This window comes from Thioalkalivibrio sp. ALJ4 (assembly GCF_000377225.1).
GTDB lineage: Bacteria > Pseudomonadota > Gammaproteobacteria > Ectothiorhodospirales > Ectothiorhodospiraceae > Thioalkalivibrio.
This window is the reverse complement of sequence record NZ_KB897917.1, coordinates 695,987-719,895: the sequence shown is the minus strand read 5'-3', so window position 1 is coordinate 719,895 and position 23,909 is coordinate 695,987. Positions and strand designations below refer to the sequence as shown.

The 23,909-nt window shown below is 67.7% G+C and carries 25 protein-coding genes; 15 read left to right on the top strand and 10 right to left on the bottom strand.

Annotated features, from left to right (window positions below; all coding sequences use genetic code 11):
• Positions 1–301: 301 nt before the first annotated feature.
• The 5 genes from C936_RS0103455 (at position 302) to C936_RS0103435 (ending at position 10,129) form a co-directional block, all read left to right on the top strand.
• Positions 302–2,497, top strand: a complete 2,196-nt coding sequence (locus tag C936_RS0103455) for a primosomal protein N' (RefSeq protein ID WP_018175190.1) — start codon at positions 302–304, stop codon at positions 2,495–2,497.
• 75 nt (positions 2,498–2,572) lie between these two features.
• Positions 2,573–4,336 (top strand): arginine--tRNA ligase, encoded by a 1,764-nt coding sequence (gene argS / locus C936_RS0103450; protein WP_018175189.1) that lies wholly within the window; start codon positions 2,573–2,575, stop codon positions 4,334–4,336.
• A gap of 3 nt (positions 4,337–4,339) precedes the next feature.
• Positions 4,340–4,924, top strand: coding sequence for an SPOR domain-containing protein (locus C936_RS0103445; protein WP_018175188.1), 585 nt, complete (start codon positions 4,340–4,342; stop codon positions 4,922–4,924).
• Positions 4,924–8,847: an ATP-dependent RNA helicase HrpA gene (gene hrpA / locus C936_RS0103440; protein ID WP_018175187.1), complete on the top strand. Its 3,924-nt coding sequence runs from the start codon at positions 4,924–4,926 to the stop codon at positions 8,845–8,847. Before C936_RS0103445 ends, hrpA begins: the two co-directional genes overlap by 1 nt.
• Positions 8,848–8,872: 25 nt before the next feature.
• Entirely contained in the window at positions 8,873–10,129 is a 1,257-nt protein-coding gene (locus C936_RS0103435) for an FAD-dependent oxidoreductase (RefSeq protein ID WP_018175186.1), read from the top strand.
• 117 nt (positions 10,130–10,246) lie between these two features.
• Here C936_RS0103435 and C936_RS0103430 read toward each other — a convergent pair whose 3' ends face one another.
• From C936_RS0103430 to C936_RS0103420, 3 genes are read right to left on the bottom strand one after another with little or no spacing between them, the layout of a single operon-like run.
• The gene (locus C936_RS0103430) at positions 10,247–11,569 is read right to left on the bottom strand and encodes a HAMP domain-containing sensor histidine kinase (protein ID WP_018175185.1); all 1,323 of its coding nucleotides are present in this window, start codon (positions 11,567–11,569) and stop codon (positions 10,247–10,249) included.
• Between the two features lie 40 nt (positions 11,570–11,609).
• Entirely contained in the window at positions 11,610–12,326 is a 717-nt protein-coding gene (locus tag C936_RS0103425) for a response regulator transcription factor (RefSeq protein ID WP_018139007.1), read from the bottom strand.
• Positions 12,323–12,649: a PepSY domain-containing protein gene (locus C936_RS0103420; protein WP_018139006.1), complete on the bottom strand. Its 327-nt coding sequence runs from the start codon at positions 12,647–12,649 to the stop codon at positions 12,323–12,325. Before C936_RS0103420 ends, C936_RS0103425 begins: the two co-directional genes overlap by 4 nt.
• 96 nt (positions 12,650–12,745) lie before the next feature.
• On the opposite strand from C936_RS0103420, the gene C936_RS0103415 reads away from it, so the two are divergent.
• Positions 12,746–13,060 (top strand): DUF2288 domain-containing protein, encoded by a 315-nt coding sequence (locus C936_RS0103415; protein ID WP_018139005.1) that lies wholly within the window; start codon positions 12,746–12,748, stop codon positions 13,058–13,060.
• A 7-nt stretch (positions 13,061–13,067) separates the two neighbouring features.
• Positions 13,068–13,463: a DUF3775 domain-containing protein gene (locus C936_RS0103410; RefSeq protein ID WP_018139004.1), complete on the top strand. Its 396-nt coding sequence runs from the start codon at positions 13,068–13,070 to the stop codon at positions 13,461–13,463.
• A 29-nt stretch (positions 13,464–13,492) separates the two neighbouring features.
• On the opposite strand, the gene C936_RS0103405 is transcribed toward C936_RS0103410, so the two are convergent.
• Complete coding sequence (locus tag C936_RS0103405) at positions 13,493–13,804, bottom strand: PilZ domain-containing protein (protein ID WP_018139003.1); 312 nt, start codon at positions 13,802–13,804, stop codon at positions 13,493–13,495.
• Positions 13,805–14,032: 228 nt separating this feature from the next.
• Between C936_RS0103405 and C936_RS0103400 the strand changes: the two genes are divergently transcribed.
• Both C936_RS0103400 and C936_RS0103395 read left to right on the top strand, forming a co-directional pair.
• Positions 14,033–14,347: a c-type cytochrome gene (locus tag C936_RS0103400; RefSeq protein WP_018139002.1), complete on the top strand. Its 315-nt coding sequence runs from the start codon at positions 14,033–14,035 to the stop codon at positions 14,345–14,347.
• A gap of 18 nt (positions 14,348–14,365) precedes the next feature.
• Entirely contained in the window at positions 14,366–15,661 is a 1,296-nt protein-coding gene (locus tag C936_RS0103395; RefSeq protein ID WP_018139001.1) for an NAD(P)/FAD-dependent oxidoreductase, read from the top strand.
• Between the two features lie 78 nt (positions 15,662–15,739).
• On the opposite strand, the gene C936_RS0103390 is transcribed toward C936_RS0103395, so the two are convergent.
• Positions 15,740–15,940, bottom strand: a complete 201-nt coding sequence (locus tag C936_RS0103390) for a YdcH family protein (protein ID WP_017926214.1) — start codon at positions 15,938–15,940, stop codon at positions 15,740–15,742.
• 89 nt (positions 15,941–16,029) lie between these two features.
• On the opposite strand from C936_RS0103390, the gene C936_RS0103385 reads away from it, so the two are divergent.
• Positions 16,030–16,800: a carboxylesterase gene (locus C936_RS0103385; RefSeq protein ID WP_018175184.1), complete on the top strand. Its 771-nt coding sequence runs from the start codon at positions 16,030–16,032 to the stop codon at positions 16,798–16,800.
• A 102-nt stretch (positions 16,801–16,902) separates the two neighbouring features.
• Here C936_RS0103385 and C936_RS0103380 read toward each other — a convergent pair whose 3' ends face one another.
• Positions 16,903–17,643 (bottom strand): ferredoxin--NADP reductase, encoded by a 741-nt coding sequence (locus C936_RS0103380; protein ID WP_018175183.1) that lies wholly within the window; start codon positions 17,641–17,643, stop codon positions 16,903–16,905.
• 149 nt (positions 17,644–17,792) lie between these two features.
• On the opposite strand from C936_RS0103380, the gene C936_RS0103375 reads away from it, so the two are divergent.
• Both C936_RS0103375 and C936_RS0103370 read left to right on the top strand, forming a co-directional pair.
• Entirely contained in the window at positions 17,793–18,374 is a 582-nt protein-coding gene (locus C936_RS0103375) for a thioredoxin family protein (protein WP_018138998.1), read from the top strand.
• 81 nt (positions 18,375–18,455) lie between these two features.
• The gene (locus C936_RS0103370) at positions 18,456–18,986 is read left to right on the top strand and encodes a hypothetical protein (RefSeq protein WP_018138997.1); all 531 of its coding nucleotides are present in this window, start codon (positions 18,456–18,458) and stop codon (positions 18,984–18,986) included.
• Positions 18,987–19,192: 206 nt separating this feature from the next.
• Here C936_RS0103370 and C936_RS0103365 read toward each other — a convergent pair whose 3' ends face one another.
• The gene (locus tag C936_RS0103365) at positions 19,193–19,549 is read right to left on the bottom strand and encodes a hypothetical protein (RefSeq protein ID WP_018175182.1); all 357 of its coding nucleotides are present in this window, start codon (positions 19,547–19,549) and stop codon (positions 19,193–19,195) included.
• 86 nt (positions 19,550–19,635) lie between these two features.
• On the opposite strand from C936_RS0103365, the gene C936_RS0103360 reads away from it, so the two are divergent.
• Complete coding sequence (locus C936_RS0103360; RefSeq protein WP_018649187.1) at positions 19,636–19,842, top strand: hypothetical protein; 207 nt, start codon at positions 19,636–19,638, stop codon at positions 19,840–19,842.
• Between the two features lie 160 nt (positions 19,843–20,002).
• On the opposite strand, the gene nadA is transcribed toward C936_RS0103360, so the two are convergent.
• Positions 20,003–21,085: a quinolinate synthase NadA gene (nadA, locus tag C936_RS0103355; RefSeq protein WP_018649186.1), complete on the bottom strand. Its 1,083-nt coding sequence runs from the start codon at positions 21,083–21,085 to the stop codon at positions 20,003–20,005.
• A gap of 135 nt (positions 21,086–21,220) precedes the next feature.
• Here nadA and C936_RS0103350 point away from each other — a divergent pair, with 135 nt between their 5' ends.
• Entirely contained in the window at positions 21,221–21,652 is a 432-nt protein-coding gene (locus C936_RS0103350; protein WP_018175180.1) for a hypothetical protein, read from the top strand.
• Positions 21,649–22,188, top strand: coding sequence for a protein disulfide oxidoreductase (locus tag C936_RS0103345; RefSeq protein WP_019592238.1), 540 nt, complete (start codon positions 21,649–21,651; stop codon positions 22,186–22,188). The genes C936_RS0103350 and C936_RS0103345 overlap by 4 nt, the downstream gene beginning before the upstream one ends.
• A gap of 113 nt (positions 22,189–22,301) precedes the next feature.
• Here the strand turns inward: C936_RS0103345 and C936_RS0103340 are convergent, their stop codons facing one another.
• The gene (locus C936_RS0103340) at positions 22,302–23,183 is read right to left on the bottom strand and encodes an SUMF1/EgtB/PvdO family nonheme iron enzyme (protein WP_018862867.1); all 882 of its coding nucleotides are present in this window, start codon (positions 23,181–23,183) and stop codon (positions 22,302–22,304) included.
• A gap of 197 nt (positions 23,184–23,380) precedes the next feature.
• The gene (locus C936_RS0103335; RefSeq protein WP_018649183.1) at positions 23,381–23,812 is read right to left on the bottom strand and encodes a type IV pilin protein; all 432 of its coding nucleotides are present in this window, start codon (positions 23,810–23,812) and stop codon (positions 23,381–23,383) included.
• Positions 23,813–23,909 lie beyond the last annotated feature (97 nt).

Genomic DNA, 23,909 nt, shown 5'->3' with positions numbered 1-23,909 from the left:
CAGCCCTCCGGCAGATCAATACCGGACCAACACCTGTACACGACCTGTACAGGATACCCACAGGCGGATACAAACGATGGCAGTTAGGTGACACAACAGCCAACCGATATCACCAATACCTCACAAGCTGTTGATCTAAATACACAAAAACACTTTGGTCGCTTTTTGGCCATTCTGATACGAACCAAGCAGCAACAGGCGTTTAGCGCGTTTCACCCCATTTCCTCCACAGAGTTATCCACAGGTTTTGTGGATAACGGTCACACTCTTGCGCCCCTGCGGACTGGCGTAGACTAGTCGCATGCCCGAGAACGGAATTGCCCAGGTCGTACTCGACCGACCGCTGGACCGCCTGTTCGACTACCGGATCCCCGACGACACCGATCTGAGACCCGGGCAACGGGTCCGTGTACCCTTCGGGCGTGGCGAGGCGATCGGCATCGTCGTCGCACTCGCGAACCAAAGCGACGTGCCCGAGAACAAGCTGCGCGAGGCACTGCCCTCCCCCGATCCGGGGCCGATCCTAACGCCGACGGTTCTGGAACTCCTGCGCTTTGGTGCCCGCTACTATCACCACCCGCTGGGCGAGGCCCTCCTCGGCGCGCTGCCACCCGGCCTGCGGCGGGGCCACCTTCTACCCACCCTGACCCCTGAACCCCTCTGGCGGCTCACCCCGGCTGGCCACACAGCGCTGGCGGAAGGGCAGGTACGGGGCCGCCGCCAGCTCGCCATCCTTCGTGCCCTGCCCGCGCTCGGGGCCGCGCTGGACCGGACGACGCTGTCCACCACGGCCGCCCTGCAGATCACCGCCAAGGACCTGCGACAGCTGGAGGCACGCGGCTGGCTGGAACAGACGCGTGCCAATCCACGCGCCCCAGCGCCCCCCACCGGCATCGGCTACACCCTGACCCCCGAGCAGGAGACGGCCATCGCGGCGGTGTCGCCGGACGATCCCCGCCCGATGCTGCTGGAGGGCGTCACTGGCAGCGGCAAGACCGAGGTCTATCTGCGCATGGCCGCCGATGCGGTCGCGTGTGGCCGTCAGGTCCTGTTCCTGATCCCGGAAATCGCGCTGACGCCGCAACTTGCAGGGCGCATCCAGCAGCGCTTTCCGGGACAGGTCGCACTGCTGCACTCCGGCCTGGCCGAGGGCGAGCGCCTGCGCGCCTGGGAGGCCGCCCGTCTCGGGGAGCGCCGCATCGTCGTCGGGACCCGTTCAGCCCTGTTCGTCCCGCTACCCGAGCCGGGCCTGATCATCGTCGACGAGGAACACGACAGCGCGTTCAAGCAGCAGGACGGTTTTCGCTACAGCGCGCGGGATCTGGCAGTCAAGCGGGGGCAACTGGAACGCACCCCGGTCGTGCTGGGCTCGGCGACGCCCACCCTGGAGACCCTGCACGCCGCGCGCCAGGGCCGCTACACCCATGTACATCTGCGCACCCGCCCGGATGGCACGCAGCCACCTGGCGTGGAGACGATCGACACCCGCGTGCACAGCCCGGACGAGGGCCTGACCGCTCCACTGCTGGATGCGATGCAGCAAACCCTGGCCGAGGGCCAGCAGTGCTTTGTCCTGCTCAACCGGCGCGGCTTTGCCCGGGTGCTGACCTGCGAGGCCTGCGGCTGGGTCGCCGACTGCCCGGACTGCGATGCCCACCTGACCGTGCATGCCCATGATCGCCGCGCGATCTGCCACCTGTGCGGGCACCAGGAGCCCCGCGCCGAACACTGCCCGGAATGCGGCGAGACCCTGGCCCACCGCGGGCTGGGCACCCAGCGCCTGGAACAGGCGCTGGCTCGGCACTTCCCGCAGACACCAATCATCCGTCTCGACCGCGACAGCGTGCGTCACAAGGGGGCCCTGGAGGCCGCACTGGATCGCATCCGGCAGCTGGATGCCGCAATCGTCGTCGGCACCCAGATGCTGGCCAAGGGGCACGATTTCCCGCGCGTCGGACTGGTCGGCGTGGTCGACGTCGATCAGGGGCTGTTCAGCGTGGACCTGCGTGCCACCGAGCACACCCTGCAACTGATCGTGCAGGCCGCCGGTCGCGCGGGCCGGGGCGACGGGGGCGGGCGGGTACTGCTGCAGACCGGCCACCCCGATCACCCCCTGATGCGGAGGCTGGATGCCGGTAACTACCCGGCGATGCTGGAGCCGCTGCTGGCCGAACGCGAGGCGGCCGGGCTGCCGCCGTACGGGCACCTGGCCCTGGTCCGCGTCGAGGCCGCCGAGGCCGCGGCGGCGCATCGCCACGCGGAGACCATCGCGGGACACCTGCTCGCGACGCGGCACGGGGACCTGCGCGTGCTGGGTCCGGCGCCCGCCCCGCGCCACCGCGTGAACCGGCGTTTCCGCGAGCAGATCCTGCTGCGCGCAGCCGAGCGTCAGGCCCTGCACCGGACGCTCGCGCAGGCGCGGCATTCCTGGCAGACCGAGGATCTGCCGCGCGGGGTTCGCATCGCGATCGACGTGGACCCGGTCTCGCTCGCCTGAAACCCGCATCCAGCGGGCACTGGCACCGGATTCTGGTTAGAATGCGGGCCTTTTGAGACGACGGACCCGGTTCCCTTGAAAGACGCCCTTACCCAGGCCCTCGCGGCCGCCCTGGAGACCCTGGTGGCCGATGGCCGCATACCCGCCGATCACGGTGTCGAGGTGCAGGTGACGCGTGCCCGCGACCGCGAACACGGCGACTTTGCCAGCAACCTGGCGATGCAGCTCGCGCGCCCGGCGAAGACCAAGCCCCGCGACCTGGCCGAGGCCCTGTGCGCCGCGATGCCCGAGGTGCACGGCCTGGCCGGTACCGAGATCGCCGGCCCCGGCTTCATCAACTTCCGCCTGGCCGCGGATGCCCGCACCCAGGTGCTGGGCCGCATTGCCACCCAGGCTGCCGACTTTGGCCGCTCGAGCGTAGGCAACGGCCGCCCGGTGCAGGTGGAGTTCGTCTCCGCCAACCCCACCGGCCCGCTGCATGTCGGCCACGGCCGCGGCGCGGCCTTCGGCGCCACCGTCGCCGACCTGCTGGACTTCTGCGGCTTCGACGTCACCCGCGAATACTACGTGAACGACGCCGGGCGACAGATGAACATCCTCGCCGCCAGCGTCTGGCTGCGCTACCTGGAACAGCACGGCGTACAGGTCCCGTTCCCGGCCAACGGCTACCAGGGCGACTACATCTATCCGGTCGCCGAGGCCCTGACCGCACAGATCGGCGACCAGGCCGTGCACCCGACCGAGTCCGTGACCCGCGACCTGCCGCCGGACGAGCCGGCCGGTGGCGACAAGGAGGTCTATATCGACGCGGTGATCGCCCGCGCCCGCGAACTGCTGGGCGTGGAGCTGTACCGCACGGTGTTCGACTGCGGCCTGAACGCGATCCTTGAAGACATCCGCGACGACCTGCGCGAGTTCGGGGTCGAATACCAGTGCTGGTTCTCCGAACGCAGCCTGGCCGACTCCGGTGCAATCGATGCCGCGGTGCAGGACCTCGAGGCGCATGGTGCGCTCTATGAAAAGGACGGGGCCCTGTGGTTCCGCTCCTCCGACTACGGCGACGACAAGGACCGCGTGGTGCGCCGCGAGAACGGCGACTACACCTACTTCGCCTCCGACATCGCCTACCACCGCGAGAAGTTCCAGCGCGGCTTCGAGCGCGTGATCAACATCTGGGGCGCCGACCACCATGGCTACGTCCCGCGCGTGCGTGCCGCCCTGCAGGCCCTGGGCCTGGAGGCCGATCGCCTGGACGTGCTGCTGGTACAGTTCGCGATCCTCTACCGCGGGGGCGAACGCCTGCCGATGTCCACCCGCGCCGGGCAGTTCGTCACCCTGCGCGAGCTGCGCGACGAGGTCGGGTCGGATGCCGCGCGCTTCTTCTATGTACAGCGGCGCTGCGACCAGCACCTGGACTTCGACCTGGACCTGGCCAAGTCGCAGTCCAACGACAACCCGATGTATTACATCCAGTACGCCCACGCGCGCATCGCCAGCGTGCTGCGTACCGCCGCCGAGCGCGGCCATACCGCCAGCGCGCTGGACGACGCCGGGCTGTCCGCACGCCTGACCGAGCCGCAGGAAGACGACCTGCTGGATCGGCTCGACCGCTTCCCCGAGGTGATCGCGGCAGCCGCCGAGACCTGCGAGCCGCACCAGATCGCCCAGTACCTGCGCGAGCTGGCCGCCGGCTTCCACACCTACTACAACGCCGTGCCGTTCCTGAATGCAGAGGACGCCAACGTCATCGGCGCGCGCCTGGCGCTGCTGACCGGCATCAAGCAGGTGCTGCACAATGGGCTGCGCCTGCTCGGCGTCACCGCCCCCGAACGGATGTAGCCCATGGCCCAGGCCCGCCGCAAGCGCCGCAAGACGACCCCCGCCCGCGCCTCGCGACCGATCCCGGGCTGGGTCTGGATGTTCGCCGGCCTGCTGATCGGGCTCGGGATCGCCGCCGTGCTCTATCTCCAGGGGGCCGATCGTTCACCCGACATCGGTGCCCTGTTCGGCGAACCGGAGCCCCCGGTCGAGCGCGCACCGGCAGCGGAGCCGGAGCGCCTGCCCACCGATGACGAGCCGCGGTTTCGCTACTACGAGCTGCTGCCCGAAGACGAAGTTCGCGTCCCCCGGGGCGAACGCGAAGTCCCGCAGGATCAGGTGGTCCCGCCCCCGGCCTCCCCGGCCGAGGGCGATCCTGTGATCCTGCAGATCGGCTCGTTCCGGCGGTTCGAACAGGCCGACGAGATGAAGGCCCGCATCTCTCTGCTGGGCCTGAGCCCGCAGGTGCACGAGGTCGAGATCGAGGGCGATACCTGGCACCGCGTCTTTGTCGGCCCCTTCACCCAGGAGGACGACGTCAACCGCGCCCTGGACCGCCTGCGCTCGGAGAACATCGAGGCCCTGCGCCTGCGTCATCGGGACGGTTGATGGCCGCGGCCGGCCCGGACCTGGACGCGCTGGCGAGGACCGTAGAGGCCCTGCCGCAGGGCAGCGAACGCCGCGAACTGGGCGAACTGCTGCGCCGGGCCCGCCAGCGGCACAAGCGCGGCCAGCCCTGCGACCGGCTCGTCTCCACCCTGACCGAACGCCTTGCACACGCCGAACAGGGCGCCGCCGAACGCGAACGCCTGCGCCCGCAGCCCGTCTATGCCGGCGACCTGCCGATCCATGCCGAGCGCGAACGGATTGTCGCCGCGATCCGCGAACACCCGGTGCTGGTGCTGTGCGGCGAGACCGGCTCCGGCAAGACCACCCAGCTGCCCAAGCTGTGCCTGGAGGCCGGGCGCGGCGAGGCCGGGCTGATCGGCCACACCCAGCCGCGCCGTATCGCGGCCCGCTCGGTCGCCAGCCGCATCGCCGAGGAGCTGGGCACCACGCTCGGGGGCGACAAGACTTCCACCGTCGGCTTCAAGGTACGCTTCTCCGACCAAACCGGGCCGAACAACTGGGTCAAGTTGATGACCGACGGCATGCTGCTGGCGGAGCTGGCGCATGACCCGGAACTGCGCGCCTACGACACCCTGATCGTCGACGAGGCGCACGAACGCAGCCTGAACATCGATTTCCTGATGGGCGTGCTCAAGCGCCTGTCGAAGAAGCGCCCGGAGCTGCGCATCATCATCACCTCCGCGACGCTGGACCCGGAGCGGCTGTCCGCGTTCTTCGACGACGCCCCGATCCTGACCGTGGCCGGACGCACCTATCCGGTGGAGCTGCGCTACCGCCCGATCGAGCCGGAAGAGACTGGCGAGGACGAGAACACCGGACGCGGCGAACGCGACCTGTTCGACGGCATCCGCGACGCGGTCGCCGAATGCGAGCGTGCCGGCCCCGGCGACATCCTGGTGTTCCTGCCCGGCGAGCGCGAGATCCGCGACGCCCACAAGGCCCTGCGCGGCCAGGTGCGCGCGGACACCGAGGTCCTGGCGCTGTACGCGCGCCTATCCGCCCGCGAGCAGTCGCGGGTCTTTCAGTCCCACGCCGGGCGGCGCATCGTGCTGGCCACCAACGTCGCCGAGACCGCACTGACGGTCCCCGGCATCCGCTTCGTGATCGACTCGGGGCTGGCCCGCGTCTCGCGCTACTCCTGGCGCTCGCGGGTGCAGCGCCTGAGCCTGGAGCCGATCTCGCAGGCCGCCTGCGACCAGCGCGCCGGGCGCTGCGGACGGCTCGGCCCCGGCATCTGCATCCGGCTGTTCGCGGAGGACGACTACAACCTGCGCCCCCCGTTCACCGACCCGGAGATCCAGCGCTCCAACCTCGCCTCGGTGATCCTGCAGATGGCCGCGCTGAAGCTCGGCCAGCCGCGCCAGTTCCCGTTCGTGGACCCGCCCGACCCGCGCCTGGTCAAGGACGGCTACCGCCTGCTGGAGGAGCTGGGCGCGGTGGATGCGCGCGGGCGCATCACCCCGCGCGGCCGCCAGCTGGCGCGCATGCCCATCGACCCGCGCCACGGCGCGATGCTGCTGGCCGGGGCCGATCACGGCTGCGTGACCGAGACCGCGACCATCGCCGCCTTCCTGTCGCTGCAGGACCCGCGCGAGCGCCCGGCCGAGGCCACGCAGGCCGCGGACCAGGCCCATCGCGAGTTTCAGGTCGAGGGCTCCGACTTCATGGGCATGCTGAGGCTGTGGGAGGCCTGGCACACCGCACGCGAGGACCTTGGCTCGAATGCGCTGAAACGCTGGTGTCGCGAGCACTTCCTGAACCTCCTGCGCATGCGCGAGTGGCAGGAGCTGCGCGTGCAGCTCCTGCGCCAGGCCCGCGAGATGGACCTGAAGCCGAACCACCAGCCCGCCGACGCCGAGCCCGTGCACTGCGCGCTGCTGACCGGACTGGTCAGCCAGATCGGACAGAAGACCGAGCGCGGCGACTATCTAGGCGCACGCAACCGCCGCTTCCAGATCCATCCCGGGTCGGTCCTGGCGAAGAAGAAACCAGCCTGGGTGATGAGTGCGGAGATCGCCGAGACCACGCGCGTCTACGCCCGCGACAATGCCCGTATCGAGCCCGACTGGATCCTGGGCGCGGCCCCACATCTGCTCAAGCACCACATCTTCGAGCCGCACTTTCAGCGCCGCAGCGGGCGCGTCGGGGCCTTCGACCGCATCACCCTGTACGGCCTGGTCGTCGCCCCGAAAAAGCCGGTGGACTTCGCAAGACACGATCCGGCCGAGGCGCGGCGTATCCTGATTCGCGAGGGCCTGGTCGGCGGCGAGCTGCGCACCCGCTCGAAGGGGGTGCAGGCCAACCGCGAGGCGGTGGCCGAGATCGCCGAGCAGGAGGCGCGCGGACGCCGGCGCGACCTGCTGGTGGAAGAGGATCGCCTGTTCGACTTCTATGACACCCGCCTGCCGGCGGAGATCACCGACGGCACCAGCTTCGAGACCTGGGCGCGCAAGACCGAGAAGCGGGACCCCGACGCCCTACGGATCGACCGTGCGGAGCTGCTGAACGAGCCGGACACCGCACTCCCGCAGGGGGCCTACCCCGACCACCTGGAGCTCGAGGGCCTGCGCCTGCCACTGGCCTACCGCTTCGAACCGGGCCAGCCGGACGACGGCGTCACCGTAACCATCCCGATCGCGGCACTGAACGCGGTGCCCGACTGGCTGGGCGACTGGCTGGTGCCGGGGCTGCTGGAGGAGCGCGTGACCGGCCTCTTGCGCAGCCTGCCTAAGGGCCTGCGCCGCCAGTTCGTGCCCGCGCCGGACTTCGCGCAGGCCGCGCTCGCGCGCATCGAGCACCGCCAGGCCCCGCTGATCCCGGCGCTGGCCGAGGCCCTGCGCGCGATGACCGGCACCGAGATCCCGCTGGATGCCTGGCGCCCGGAAAACCTGGAGCCGCACCTGGTGATGCGCTTCCGCATTCTCGACCCGGAAGGCCACGAGCAGGCCAGCGGCCGCGACCTGGCCGCGCTGAAGCGCCGGCTGGGCGACAGCGCCGAGGCCCACTTCGACGCCAGCCGCCCGGACGAGATCACCCGCGAGGGGATCACCGAATGGGACTTCGGCGCGCTGCCGGAGAGTGTGGAGTTCGACCACCAGGGGGCGCAGCTGCGCGCCTTCCCGATCCTGGTCGATCGCGGTGACGCCGTCTCGCTGGAGCTGGAACCGGACCCGGCGCGGGCCACGCGCGCCCACCGCGCGGGGCTGCGCCGGCTGTTCCTGCTGGGTGCGCGCAAGACCGCGCGTGACCTGCGCCGCCAGCTCCCGGAGATCGAACGCGCCTGCCTGAACTACTCGACACTCGGCAGCTGCGAGGCTCTGCGCAACCAGGTCCTGGAGGCCGCGGCCGACCGCGTGTTCCTGACGGAGCTGTGGCCGCGCGATGCCGAGGCCTTTCGAGAGCGCCTGGAGGCCAGCCTGCCCGAGTTCTCGCCGACGGTGATGGAGCTCTCGCGCCTGACCGCCGAGATCCTGCGCCACTGGCACGACCTGCGCACCCGGCTGCAGGGGGATCTGCCGCTTTCCTGGATCGAGGCCGCACGCGACATCCGCGGGCAGCTCGAGGCCCTGGTCCCGGCCGATTTCCTGCTGCGCACCCCGCATGACGTGCTGCCCGAGCTGCCGCGCTACCTGCAGGCAATCGACAAGCGCCTGGAACGCCTGACCCAGGCGCCGGACAAGGACCGCGCCCGTCGTGTGGCGGTCGAGCCGCTGTGGCAGCAGGCCCAGGAGCTGATCGCGCGGGCGCCGGACCACCCGGACGTGCTCGCGTTTCGCTACCGCATCGAGGAGTTTCGCATCTCGCAGTTCGCCCAGGAACTGGGCACGCGCGAGAAGGTGTCGCCGAAACGGCTGGAACGCGAATACGCGGACGTGATCCAACGACTGGCAAGTGGTACATGAGCGTTCTTGATAAGGGAAGCAGCGGATGCGCGTAGTCGTGATCGGGGCCGGCGTGATCGGTGTGACCACCGCCTGGTACCTGCAGGAGGCCGGGGCCGAGGTCGTGCTGGTGGACGCCGCCCCCACCCCCGCCACCGGCTCCAGCCAGGCCAACGGCGGCATGCTGCATGCAAGCCACGCCGAACCCTGGAACACCCCCGGCGTCGGGCTGGACCTGCTGCGCTTTCTCGGCCGCACCGAGTCGCCGCTGCTGCTGCGCCCCCGCGCCCTGCCGGGGCTGGCCGGCTGGGGCCTGCGCTTCCTGTGGCACAGTCGGCGGGAATTGTTCGAGCAGCACACCCGCCTGAATGCCCGCCTGGCCGCGTTCTCGCTCCGGGAGATCGACCGCCTGCAGCGGGAACTGGCGAGCGCGGGGCTGGACTTCGACTTTCGCCGCTGCGGCATCCTGAAGCTGTTCCAGGACCCGGCCAGCCAGGCCCACAACCGTGCCGCCAGCGAGGCGATGCGTGATGAGGATGTGCGCTTCGAGGACTGGGACGTGGAACGGATCATCGCCGAGGAGCCGGCATTGGCCCCGGTGCGCGACCGCCTGTGCGGCGGGCTGTTCTTCCCCGGGGATGCGATCGGCGACGCCGCCCGCTTCACCGAGCAACTGCTCGCGATCGGCCAGCGCCGGGGCATCCGCTATTACCCGAATGTCGCGGTTCGACGCCTGCGCACCCACCGCGGCCGCATCGATGCGGTGGAGACCTCCGAAGGGCCGATCGCAGCGGCGGCCTGCGTGGTCGCCAACGGCTACCACGCCCCGGACCTGCTGCGCCCGCTGGGGCTGCATCTGCCCGTCGCCCCGGTGAAGGGCTATTCGCTGACCCTCCCGATGAACGCCGACTGCCAGCTGAACCTGCCGCTGATCGATGACGCCAACAAGGTGGTGATGACCCCGCTGGGGGAACGCCTGCGCCTGGCCGGCACCGCCGAATTCGCCGGCCGCGATCGCCATCTGAATACCAAGCGCGCGGCGAATGTCCTCGATCAGTGCCGGCGCACCCTGACCGGCCTGCCCGCGACCTTCGACCCGCAGACGATGGCACCCTGGACCGGGCTGCGCCCGATGAGCGCCCGTGGCACGCCGATCCTCGGCCCGACCGCCATCGAGGGCCTGCACCTGAATACCGGGTCCGGGCACCTGGGCTGGACGTTTGCCTGCGGCGCGGCAGCGCTGGTTCGTGCGGGGGTGCTGAACGAATCGCCGTCCCTTCCGATGGAAGACCTTAGGCTTTGATCTCGGCCCGGGGCGATGCGTTTCGCTGCGCTCAACACATCCTACAGCCCGCCCTGCCTATCGTAGGATGCGTTGAGCAACGCGAAACGCATCATGAGGCAATGCAGGCCACCCGGTTTAAGACGCCGGGAACACCATCCGGATGCGGGCACCATGCAGCTCCGGTGCCTGTTCGATATGCAGCTCGCCACCGTGGTCCTGCACCAGGGCCTGGATGATGCTGAGCCCCAGGCCCTGGCCGGCCTCGGCATCGCCGCGCACGTCGGCGCGCTCTCCCCGCTCCAGTACCCGGGCGCGATCCGCTGGCGCGATGCCGGGCCCATCGTCATCAATGGTCAGGGTGACGGACTGCGGCGTGCAATGCGTCGAGATCCGCACCCGGCTGGTCGCATGGCGGATCGCGTTGTCCAGGGTGTTGCCCAGCAGTTCGAAAATCGCACCCGGCTCCATGCGCAGGGCACAGCCAGGGTCGAGCTCGCTGTCCAGGTCCACGCCCTGCTGGCTGGCGAGCCGTCCGAGCGCCTGGCAGGTACGCTCGATGATGGGGGCCAACGGCTCGGGCGCCTGGAACGGCGCCGGACCCAGGCGCTGCGCCTGACTGAGTTGGTGCTGCACCATGGCCTGCAGCCGGTCGACCTGGCGCCGCATGTCCTCGGGGTCGGGGTTCTGGCTCTCCAGGTTGAGACGCAGCGCGGAAATCGGGGTCTTCAGGCTGTGGGCCAGGTCAGCCAGGGCGTTCTGCTGGCGGTTCAGCCGCGCGCGCTCGAACTCGATCAGATCGTTGATGCTTCCGGTCAGGGCCTGCACCTCGGTCGGGTACGGGCCCTCCAGTCGCCCATGATCCCCGTGCCGCAGCGCCTCCAGGTCGCCCTGTACGCGGCGCAGCGGCCACAACCCCCAGAACCACAGCGCCAGCCCCAGGGCGACGATCAGCGAGAACGTCATCGTCATCAGCCCCTGCCAGAGGCTGGCGCGATACTGCTCCACCTGTTCCTCGAAGGCCTCTCGGTCCTCCAGCATCTGGAAGGTCAGCCCGACCTGGCCACCGTCCAGCTCCCACTGCACGGGGAGGCTGAAGGCGAAGAAGTCGTCCTCCGACCAGCCGCGCAGGGAGACCCCCACCGCGGACGGGGAGCGCCAGAGCGTGCGACCGTCGGGACCGAGGATGCGGGCATAGAGGCCACTGGCGGGCAGTTGCAGGCGGCTCTCGGGCAGCATATCGGGGACGCGGACCTCGTTGCGCCCGACGACCTCGACCAGCCCCATCAACAGCAGGACCTGGGCCTCCAGGCGTGTCTCGACGGCATCTGCCGCGTTGTCGCGAAAGGCGGCCTCCAGCACCCAGGCCGTCAGCAGGGAAAACACCAGCACGGTAGCCCCCGCGACCAGTGCCAGGCGCAGGGTCAGGCTGCTGCGGATCTGGCGCAGGGGGCGTCTCATGAGATGGCGGACGAAGGGGCGATGCAGCCTGTATGCGGCGTCATGAGTCCGAGGTGGAATCGGACGGGGTCGTGGCATCCGCCTCGCGCACGAAACGGTAGCCCCGACCGCGCAGGGTCTCGATCAGGCCCAGGCTGCCGTCCGGGTCCAGCTTGCGGCGCAGGCGGCCGATCAACACCTCGATCACGTTGCTCTCGCGATCCTCGTCGTGCTCGTAGAGGTAGTCCGCCAGCACCTCCTTGCTTAGCACGCGCCCCGGCTGGCGCACCAGCGTCAGCAGCAGGCGGTACTCGAAGGTGGTCAGCGAGACCGGCTCGTCGTTCAGGCGGACATCGTCGGTGGCGGTGTCGATCACCAGCGGCCCGAACAACAGCCGTTCGCGGCCGGCCTGCAGGCTGCGGCGAGCCAGGGCACGCAGGCGCGCGACCAGCTCCTGGATGTGAAATGGCTTGGTCAGGTAGTCATCGGCCCCGGCCTCGAGCCCTTCAACCTTGTCCTGCCAGCGGTCACGGGCCGTGAGGATCAGGATGGGTAGTTGTGGCTTGACCTCGCGGGCCTTGCGAATGACGTCGAGCCCGTCCATGCCCGGCAGCCCCAGGTCCACCACCGCGATATCGCAGTGGTACTCGGTCAGCAGGTACAGGCCGGTGTCGCCGTCCGAGGCGGTATCCACGCGACAGCCATTGTTCTCCATCTCTTCGGCGATCTGGCTGCGCAGAGCCAGGTCGTCCTCGATAACTACCACGCGCAGATTCATGGGTCGAGCTCCGTCCCTTCCTCGATCTTGATCGTTCGTACCTGCTGGTTGTCGGTCAGGATACGCACGATAAACACGCGATTCCCGTACTCGGTCAAATCTTCGCGTGCGGACAGGACTCGCCCCGGGTAGTTGGCCTCCACCCGCGACACCGCCTCGTCCAGGGTCCAGACGGCCGCGCGCGGGTCTTCGGTGATGAACTGGGCCTGCGCCGCGAAGGGCGCCACCAGGATCGCCAGCAGAAGCCCGAGCACACCCGCGCCGCCGATGACTCGGCGTCTCCGGCCACCGCCTTTGGCAACGGTCTCCGGTCCGGGGCGCATAGCGGTAGTCTCCGTGACGGTGTGGGCGAACAAACTCTTGCAGCTACAAGGCTATAGGCCTAGCCTGAACGTTATCTGAAACCGGATGTTCCCGTCATGACCCAAGCCCCTGCCCCCTCCGAACCCGAGGTACCCCTGGAGGAAGAAGCCGGCCCCCTGCGCTGGGACGAACTGATGCCGCATTTCGCCCGTGGTGTGGTGATTCGCGTGGCCCCCGAACTGGACCTGATCGAGGTGGCCCGCGCAATTCGCGACGATGCCACGCATCAGGTCAGCGAATGGCTGGCCAGTGATCAGGTCGCCCGTGCCACAGATGACGACGCACGGCGCTGGGCGGCGAACAACCCCGTCTTTACCGCCATCGTCGCCGCCCCCTGGGTACTCGCCCAGGAGCGCAGCACGGCGCACTGACCCGGCCATGGCCTCCCCCCTGGGCATCGAGGACGACACGCTGGCCCGCCTGATCCAGGCGGCGCGGGAGTTCCACGCCAAGGAGGAGGTCGTGTTCCCCGACTCGAACCCCGACACCTCGGACGATGACTGGGCCATGCAGGTCCTGGCGGACCACGCGGGCGATCTGACCCTGCGCGAGCTGGAGGACACAATGAGTGGGCTCGGGCCGGAATACCAGGCGGAGCTGCAAGCGCTCAGTGCGGTCGGCCGAGGCGACTACGCAGTCGAGGAATGGGAAAGCGCTCTGGAGGATGCCCGCGACGACTGGAGCCCGGACACAGCCCACCGCCTGGTTGCCAATCCGATGATCGCGGACGAATGGGAGGCCGGGCTGGAACAGATGCAGGCCGCCGATCAGTAAAAAGCGCTCCGGGCTCAGCCGGAGTCGAATTACACCCCCAGCGCGGCAGAATCGAACTGTACGGCGACCCCGTCTTCCATCACTCGCACCACCTGCGCCTGCACCCGCGGCGGTTCACCGCCATCCCCCAGCAGGCCGAACACCTGCAACATAAACTGATCGCCCGGACTCAGCCCCTTCAGGACATCAATCCCGGCCTGATCACGATCCTCCCAGGCCAGGAAGGCCCCACCGCCGGAGATATCGTTTGTGGTGAGCCGTACCTGGCTTCCATCACTGCATTCCGCCACCACCTCGACGGTCATCGGGATGCGCGGATGGCGCCGACGTTCCCCTGTCATGGCCTCTCTCCTGCTGCAGATGCCTTCTCAAGGCATCGAAAAGATGGATACGTTGTGCTATATCCCAGAACAATGATCGTTCCATCACACGATCAGGCGCAACTCCGGGCGAACACACCCGGAAGTGCATACCGGCCCGGCAACCGCACCGGGCAGTAGAAACAAGGCAGTACCGAGATAGCTGTCGCCATATAACAAAGTCACTTCACGACGGAGGAGTCCGTTCACATGAAGCAATCACGTTTGTTCGTGGCGGGGCTGGTGGCCTCGCTGGCGATGGCGGGTACCGCATCCCAGGCTATCGCCGACAATGACGAAATCACCCGTGGCCAGCTGATGGCCGCTTCCTGCAAGGCCTGCCACAACGCCGCCGGCGCCGAAAAGGGCGTGCCCGATCTGGGCCGAATCCCGCCGGAGGTAATCCAGAGCCAGATGCGCGCATTCCGCGATGGCGACCGTGACGCGACCATCATGGATCGTCACGCCAAGGGCTACACGGACGAAGAGATCGAAGCGATGTCGGTCTACTTCTCGCGCTTCTGATCACGGGGGATGACAACAATGCACAATTTTACTCGACGCCATTTCCTGAAGGCCTTCGGGATCACCAGCGCGGCCGCCCTGACCGGTATTGGCTGCGCCCCGCGTGCCGCCCGTAACGGCGCCAAGGCCCATGTGGTCGTGGTCGGGGGCGGCTCCGGCGGTGCCACCACGGCGCGCTACCTGAAACAGTTCTCTCCGGACATGATGGTCACGCTGATCGAACCCAACGCCACCTACGTCACCTGCTACGGCAGCAACTGGGTGATCGGCGGATTCGAGAGCATGGATGCAATCACGCACGGCTACGACAACCTGCGCGACCGTGACGGCATCGACGTGATCGAAGACAAGGTCGTTGGCGTGGACGCCGACAGCCGCACCGTCCGGCTCGAAAGCGGCGACAGCCTGCAGTACGACAAGCTGGTCATGTCGCCGGGAATCGACTTCAAGTACGACGACATGCCCGGCATCGAAGAGGCCGACGCGGAGACGATCCCGCACGCATGGAAGGCCGGCTCGCAGACCGAGCTGCTGCGCTCGCAGCTACTGGAGATGCCGAACGGTGGCGTGTTCGTCATGGTCGCGCCGCCGAACCCGTTCCGCTGCCCGCCGGGGCCGTACGAACGCGTCTCGCTGATCGCGCATTACCTGAAGGAGCACAAGCCGCGCTCCAAGATCATCGTGCTCGACGCCAAGGACAACTTCTCCAAGCAGGGCCTGTTCGAGGAAGGCTGGGAGATGCACTACGGCGACATGATCGAATGGCGTGCCGCGTCGGATGGTGGCCTGGTCGAGGAAATCGATGTCGGCGAGATGACCGCCCGGGCCGACAGTGGCTTCGAACGCGTGCGCGCGGACGTGATGAACTTCATCCCGGCGCAGCGGGCCGGCCAGATCGCCCACGATGTCGGCCTGACCAACGACGAAGGCTGGGTCCCGGTCGACCAGCGAACCTTCAAGTCGGAGATGGACGACAACATCTACGTACTGGGGGACGCCAGCGTGGCGGGCGCCATGCCGAAGTCCGGCCACTCGGCCAACAACCAGGGCAAGATCGTCGCCGCGGCGATTGTGCGCGAGTTGATGGACCAGGAGCCGCTCGATCCCTCGTCGGCCAACACCTGCTACAGCCTGATCACCCCGGAACACGGGATCAGCGTGGCGGCCGTGTACAAGTACCAGGATGGTGCTCAGGCAGGCGTCGAAGGCTCTGGCGGTGTCAGCCCCTCGGGCGAGACCTCCAGCTTCCGCGCTCGCGAGGCCGCGTACACTCAGGCGTGGTACGCCGGGATCACCCAGGACATCTGGGGCTAGCCTCACTCACAGCCATGACGGCTGTAAACGACGGATGAAGACGGCGCCTGGGGGCGCCGTCTTCTTTTGTGGGGCGGCTCAGGCGTTCAAGTCAGGGATCAAGCGACTGCGCAGCCGCTGGATGGCGTCTTTCAGCTGCAGCTTGCGCTTTTTCAGCCGCTGGATCGCGAAGGCATCCGGCGCCGGTTGCTCGTGCATCACCGCGATCGCGGAATCCAGCGCCCGATGCTCGGACTCAAGCTCCGCCAGTCGTGCACGAATCTGACTCTCCGTCTCCAACAGCCCCTCCTCGCTTGTCTGTGCGGTCACGAGATACTTCCAGCTCGCGTATCATCGCAGACCCACCCCGCCCGGACCATCCCGAGCCCATGGCCATCCGCAACACCAGCCTGCCTATCGACACCCCCCGCGGCATCCGACTGAACGGCGTCCTGGTCGAACCGCATGACGGCCCACTGCTGGGCCAGGCCTGCATTGCACACTGCTTCGCCTGCTCCAAGGACTTCCCCGCGACCGTACGCCTGGCGCGCGCCCTGGCGGAGGAAGGCATCGCCACGCTGCGCTTCGACTTCGCCGGCCTGGGCGACTCCGAAGGCCGCTTTCGCGACAGCACGCTGGACACCTATTGCGAGGACCTGAACGCGGCCCTGGACGCATTGAAACAGGCGACCGGCGAGCCCACCGACCTCCTGATCGGCCACAGTTTCGGCGGGGCCATGGCCATCCACGTCGGCAGCCAGCGCGAAGAACTGGGCGGCATTGTCACCATCGCCGCACCCAGCCGGCCCGGCCATGTCGCGCACCTGTTTGGTGACATCGCTGACACCATCGAGCGCGAAGGCTTCGCCCGCGTCAATATTGGCGGCCGCCCGGTCGAGATCGGACGGGCATTCCTGGATTCGATCGAAGAGCCGACACTGGACAGTGCCCTGGAACGCATGACGCAGCCGCTGCTGCTGCTGCACGCCCCCGGCGATACGGTGGTGAGCGTCGATCACGCCCGCCGGATCTTCCAGCAGGCCCACCACCCCAAGAGCTTCGTCGCCCTGCACCAGACCGACCACCTGCTCTCGCGCCCGGAGCACACCCGGTATGTCGCCGGGCTGATCCACGCCTGGGCCGCCAACCTGCTCGATTAGCCCCAGCGCACGCCGAACTGTAGGAGGCCAGCCCTCTGGCCGATCGGACGCCGGAAAAAACCATCGGCCAGAGGGCTGGCCTCCTACACCATGACCCAGGGCCTACCAGTAATTCTCGGTGGTGATGTGTCCCGGCTTGCGGCGGCGGTTCTTCTCCAGCCCGCGCTCGCGGAGGATGGTGGCGGTGTCCTTTACCATGGCCGGGTTGCCGCACAGCATCACCTGCGAGTGCTCCGGCGCGATCTCGAGCCCGGCGTGATGCTCCAGGCGGCCCTCGGCAATCGCCGCGGGGACGCGGCCCTCGAGCCCGCCCGGGCAGGGTTCGCGGCTAACGAACGGGATGTACTGAAACTGTTTCGGGGCGCGTTCCTGGAACTGCCGGATCGTATCCTGGTAGGTCAGTTCGTCCGCCTTGCGCACGGCGTGGACCAGCCGGATGTTCTCGAAGCGCTCCCACGGGGTGTCGGTCTTCAGCATCGACAGGAAGGGCCCCAGCGCGGTGCCGGTGGACAGCAACCACAGGTCGCGACTGTCCGGCAGCTCGTCCAGGGTGAAGAACCCCGTGGCGCGAGGCATCAGCTCAACCATATCCCCGGGCTCCAGCTGCACCAGCCGGTTCGACAACGGGCCCTCCGGCACCGTGATCAGGTAGAAATCCAGCGGGGTTTCGTCCGGCGCGTTCACATAGGAATAGGGGCGTGCGACCGGCTCGCCGTCGATCTCCAGGCGCAGCCGGTTGAACTGCCCGGCCTTGAACGGCTCCACATCCGCCTCTACCCGCAGCGAGAAGAGGCGATCCGTCCACTGTTTGCACTCCTGCACGGTCCCCGTGACCCAGCCCATATTTCCGACTCCATGACTCAAGTATTATCCAGACTGGTGCCGCGCCCGGATGGTTTCAAGCTGTCCTTCAGACGATGCGGATTAATCCGCCCCGCCCCAATCCGTATAATCGGCGCCCGAATCCCCAATCAAAGCTTAACGGAGCAACCATGGCCCGCACCCCCTCGCAGATGATCGAACTGGGCACCGAGGCCCCGAACTTCTCCCTGCCGGACGCCATCTCCGGCGACACCATCAGCCTCGACAGCTTCCCCGACGCGAAAGGCTACATGATTGCCTTCATCTGCAATCACTGCCCGTTCGTGCAACTGATCCGCCACGAGTTCGCGCGCTACGGCCGCGAATACTCGGACAAGGGCATTGCGGTGATCGCAATCAACTCCAACGACATCCAGGCGGTACCGGACGACGCCCCGGACAAGATGCGCGACGACGCCCGTCGTTTCGGCTACAAGTTCCCCTACTGCCTGGACGAGGACCAGTCCGTGGCCAAGGCCTACCACGCCGCCTGCACCCCGGACCTGTACCTGTTCGATGCCGACCGCAAGCTGTACTACCGCGGCCAGTTCGACGAGACCCGCCCCGGCTCCGACACACCGGTCACCGGGCGTGACCTGCGCGCCGCCAGCGATGCCCTGCTGGCCGGCCAGCCGGCCCCCGAGCCGCAGCATCCAAGCCTCGGCTGCAACATCAAGTGGCGCCCGGGCAACGAGCCAGACTACTACGGCTGACGCACCTGCCGGAGCGGGCCGGCCCGCGCAGCGGCCGCGCCCGCCGTATACTGAACGCACACCCTGAACCATGGCCACCGCATGCCGCCCAGCAACGTGATCGACGGCCCGCGGGTCGCCACCTGGCGCTGTCCCTCCTGCCAGGAGGCCGTCCCGCGCCTGCTGCCCAATGGCGAGAGCAACCGCATCCCGATCCCGCCCGCGCGCATGGTCTTGCCGGACAATACCGTGCGTCAGGCCTGTGAACGCGTGCAGGGGTTGCGTGCGCCGGAGATCTGCTTTGCCTGCGGCCAGGCCTACCATGAGCTGCTGGGCACGCTGGTACGCCCGCCAGCCGAGTTGGGCGATGCCCGTGGCGAGCCCGGGCTCAATGACACCGGGATCATCGGGGCCCTGCTGCCGATCGCCGACCAGGGCACACAGATCCTGATCTTCAACGTGGTCGACCAGGAACTGCGCTGCACCGAGATCGAGCGCCTGGCCAGCTTCAACCCCGACCGCCTGACCTACCCCGGTTCGCGCGGCGCCATCGCTCCGCGCATCTGGGCCCTCTACGAAGACCACCTGGCCCAGTTGCACGCCCGCGCACCGGTCCCGTACCACCCCGAATAGCACTTGTCACCGCGAGGCGCGCAGCGCCGTGGCCATCTCTTGGAGCAGCATGAGTCCATGCCCTCTCGCCGTCATCCCGGAAACCGCGCCGCGGTTATCTAGGATCTCGTGCGCCAAGGCGATGGGAACCGCGGGAGACTCCGGCTCTACGCTGCGCTCCGGCCGGAATGACACGGGAAGCGCACTGACCGGAAAAAGACAGTGCCTCAGGCGTCGTCGTCAGCATCCACGCGCGCCAACATGCGCATACCGCCGACCATGCAGCGCAGCGCCTCCAGGGTCTGCAGATCGAAATCTGCCCCGGTCTCGCCGGGCAACTGCCAGTACTTTGGCCGGCAGGTCGCGGGGCGCTGTGACGGTATGGCGCGGGCCGCGGCCGTATCCAGCGCCACCAGCAGATCGGCCCAGGCCAGATCGGCGTCCGTCACCTCGGCCATCGCCTGCGCCGGGCGCACCTCGATCCAGTTCTCCAACTCGGCCGCCGCGGCCAGCTCCGCCACTCGCGCGGCGCGCCCGTCGGGGCGTTCCGCGGCCACCAGCAGCCGCGCACGACGCTTATACATCTCCGCCACCGGGCAGGTGCTTTTGAATGGTACCGCTGACCACCGTCAGGCTATAACGCAAATGATCGAAACGGAGAACGGACGGCATGGCCCACCTCGACTGGTCGCATTATCCGGTGAATGAACTCAAGCTCGTCTACAGCACGCTGCACGCGCAGCTTACGCTGGCGCCGGAGTTGATGGATTCCGAACTGATGGCCGACCTGCAGACCCACCTGCAACAGGCCGCGAAGGCCGACGGCGTGGACGTCTCCACCCACTCCCAGTGGGCCGCCTGGCTGAACGACCGCTGAGCCCCAAGGGCATCACTGCGCACAAGTGCCCGATCGGCCAGAGGGCTGGCCTCCTACAGGGGGTGCCACCAACGGCGGCCACATCCACCCGGAAACCCGCAGCTTGCGCCGCCCCCGAAGATCGCATCGGCGCTGCGCGCCTCGCGATGACGGGCAGCCCCTAGGCGTCGCCTTCGGTGGCCTTGCGGTGTTCGGCGGCGAAGTCGAGCATGCGCTGCGTGGCCACCAGGGCCTTCTGGCGCGCGGCTTCGTCGACGAAGATCTCGTTCTTCGCCGGCTCCGCCGTATCTTCCAGCGTCTCAGCCAGCGAGACCAGGTCGTTCATGGCCATCCACGGGCAGTGGGCGCAACTGGTGCAGGTCGCACTGTGGCCACCGGTGGGGGCCTCGATCAGGGTCTTGCCCGGGGCCGCCTGCTGCATCTTGTAGAAGATACCCTTGTCGGTGGCAACGATGAATTCCTGCTCCGGGCGGTTCTTCACCGCCGCGATCAGCTGGCTGGTGGAGCCCACCACGTCGGCCTGATGGATGACCTCGCGCGGTGACTCCGGATGCACCAGCACCGCGGCACCGGGGTGGCGGCCGCGCAGGTCCTCCAGCGCCCAGGCGCGGAACTCGTCGTGCACCACGCAGGAGCCGTCCCACAGCACCATGTCGGCACCGGTGGTGCGGCGGATGTAGTCGCCCAGGTGTTTGTCCGGCGCCCACAGGACCTTCTTGCCCTGATCGCGCAGATGCTCGACCAGCGGCACGGCGATGCTCGAGGTAACGACGTAGTCGGCCTGTGCCTTTACGTCCACCGAGGTGTTGGAGTACACGACCACCGTGTGGTCCGGATACTGGGCGCGAAATTTCGCGAACTCCTCTGCCGGACAGCCAAGATCCAGCGAACACTCGGCCTCCAGCGTCGGCATCAACACGCGCTTCTCCGGGCTCAGGATCTTGGCCGTCTCACCCATGAAGCGCACCCCGGCAACCACCAGCGTCTCGGCCGGGTGTTCCTTGCCGAAGCGCGCCATCTCCAGGGAGTCGGCTACGCAGCCGCCGGTCTCGTCCGCCAGCCGCTGCAGCGACTCGTCCACGTAGTAATGGGCCACCAGCACGGCGTTACGCTCGATCAGCAGGCGCTTGATGCGGCGCACCAGCTCGTCACGCTGGGCATCGCTCAACGAATGCAGCGAAGCCGTCACGTGATCCGTGCGCGGAACCTGGAAGATCGGAATTTCGGCCACCGGTGCGGTCATGGGTCCTTAACACCCCGGCATGCGGGGCAAATTATCGTTGGCTAATAGTACGACAGGCCCCAGGGCGCTGTCGTTCCTACACATTGTGGGGGCGTGCCCGCGCATCCCAACCCGGGCGCCTATAATGCCCACGCGATGGACGACCTCACCCGCCAATACAAGGCGCTGTCATTTGAAGAGCGCATGGACCTGGCCCTGTCCGCGGACTTGGAGGCGCACTGGCGCCCCCTGCTGGTCCGCGACCAGCACGCACAGGTGAAGGCCTACTTTTCCCGCCGCATGGACCTCACGCCCGAGGAGGTCGCCCTGCTGCTGGCCGACCCCAACCAGACCGTGCGCCTGAACTGCGCCAAGCGCCCCGACCTGACACCGGAACAGGTCGAGGCCTGCGTGAACGACCGCGACCCGAACCTGCGCTACTTCGTCGCGCGCAATCCGCTTCTGACCGAAGCGCAGCGGGAACAACTGATGGATGACGAAGACGAACTGGTGCGCATTGCGGTGCGCAAGGGCCCGAAAAAACGCGGGACCCGCGCCCGCCCCGGACAAGCCGAGATGATCCGTTGACCGAGACTCGCCCCGAAAAACCGCAACGCCCGAAGCCTTCCCGGCGCCGCCGCGCCTTGAGCTGGGGCGTCCAGATCGGCATCGCGCTGTTGATCTTCCTGGCCGTACGCGCCTGGATGGCGCGCGACATGGTCGAGGGCCCGGCACCCGAATTCGAGGCACAACTGCTGGATGGCACGCCAGTAACGCTCGCCGACTACGCGGACGAGCCCATGCTGCTGCACTTCTGGGCCACCTGGTGCCCGATCTGTCGCCTGGAGGAAGGCGAGATCGTGCGCCTGTCGCAGAGCCACCCGGTGCTCACGGTCTCCATGCAGTCCGGCACGCCGGAGGAGGTGCTGGAGCACCTGAACGAACGCGAGCGCGAACTCGCCGTGGTCAACGACCCGCAGGGCGCACTCGCTTCGCAATACAACGTCCGCGGCGTACCCGCGACCTTCATCATCAACCCCGACGGCGAGATCGTCTTCCGCAAGCAGGGCTACGCCCCGCCCCTGGAGTTGCGCCTGCGCCTCTGGCTCGCCCGCTGGCTGTAGCCCTACCGCTCTACGGTGCAGTTCGCTGCGCTCAGTGCACCCTACGCATCGCCAAACAACCGTAGGATGCTGTTGAGCGCAGCGAAACGCATCTCGCTCAGGCAACCAAGCATCTAATCATCCAGCTCCCGCAGAACGCGGAAGCCGAGGTTGGTGTCCATCTCGTCGATGTTGCGGCGGCGCCGGGCAGCGCTGCGGGTGTTTACGGCCGGGTCGAACCACGAGCCGCCCTTGACCACGACCCACTCGTTGTCCGGGTCGCGACGATAGACGCCATCGCGCGGCAGGCTGGCATGGTTGTCATGCCAGGGTGAGGAGGTGAACTCCTGCACGTTGCCGTGCATGTCGTACAGGCCCCACAGGTTCGGCTGGAAGCTGCCGACATCCAGCGGACGGGACAGCGGGAAACAAGCCGGGATGTACCACCTGCGGCGCTGGCGGCGCTCCTCATAGGGAAACAGGGAGTTGAAGTGCACGTCGCGGCAGCCCACCACCTCGCCGAAGGCAAAAGGCGTGCGCGTACCGGCCCGGCAGGCGTATTCCCACTCCGCCTCGGTGGGCAGGCGGTAGCGCTTTCCGGTCTCCTCGCTCAGCCATTCGAGATACTGCTGGATCGACGCGGGCTTGATGTTGAAGATCGGCGTGCGCGGGGTCCGCGGCCACACCAGCCAGTCCCAGGGCTCCCAGCCTGCCGCCTCGGCGAAGGCATCCCATTCCTCGCGCGTAACGGCAAAGCGGCCCAGGGCAAAGGGCTTCTCCAGCACCACATAGCGCCGCGGCGACTCGTGCTCCTGATGCCCGTACTCCGAGGCATCCGCACCGATCTCGCCCTCACCCGCCGGAATCACCTGCAACTCGGGCGTCAGCGCACCCGAACGCGCCTCGTCACGAAACGTGACATCCAGCCGCGCCTGGCGCGCCGCCCGCTGCTGCAGATCCAGCAGATCCGCCTGTTCCATCGCCTGAACGTTGCGTGTTACCGCCTCAACCGTCATAGCACCCTTTCACCGAATGGAATGAAAGCCCCATAAACATGAGCCCTCGTCCAGATAGGCAAGCCAAGTCCCAAACCGTTCCGTGGCGGGCCCAGAAAGCAGACAAGCCACACAATGGTGGCTTGTTCCTGCCGTCAACGCGTTGAGCGAGAGCCGCTTAGAAAAGGACTCCGTGGTCGAGCTGGAGACGAGATACGCTACCAGCACTCCTCCGGCGTCCGGGTGGTTTCGCCGGTATCGCGAGTAACGGTCACGACCATCGGGTCACAGGTAGAATCTGTGCGCCCGGAAACCTTGTCTGCCTGCACCGTAAAAGCATTGGAGTCCGAAGAGGTAATCGTCAGCCGCCACCGTTCCTCATCGCTGTCGTACGAGGTTACCTGTGACTCACTGTCGAGCCGAAGCCCGTTCTCTGACCCAAAGTTATTCGTGTACTGGGGATTGTTGGCCCGGAACCGCTCCTGGCGCAGCAGGACGTCCGTCAACGCGTTTTGCCCATCCGCTCGCTCGGCCCGTGTGACGTAGCGGTCATAGGCAGGGAAAGCAATCGACGCAAGAATGGCCACGATCACAACGACGATCATGACCTCGATGAGTGTAAACCCGAGTACTCTGTGCTTTGCATCCATGATCGTGCCCCCCTACCCGGCGATTTCCCTTCCCCCGAGAATACCACCGGATTCTCAGTCTTCCGGAGCTCTCCCGCGAGCGGGGCATTCGCCCCCA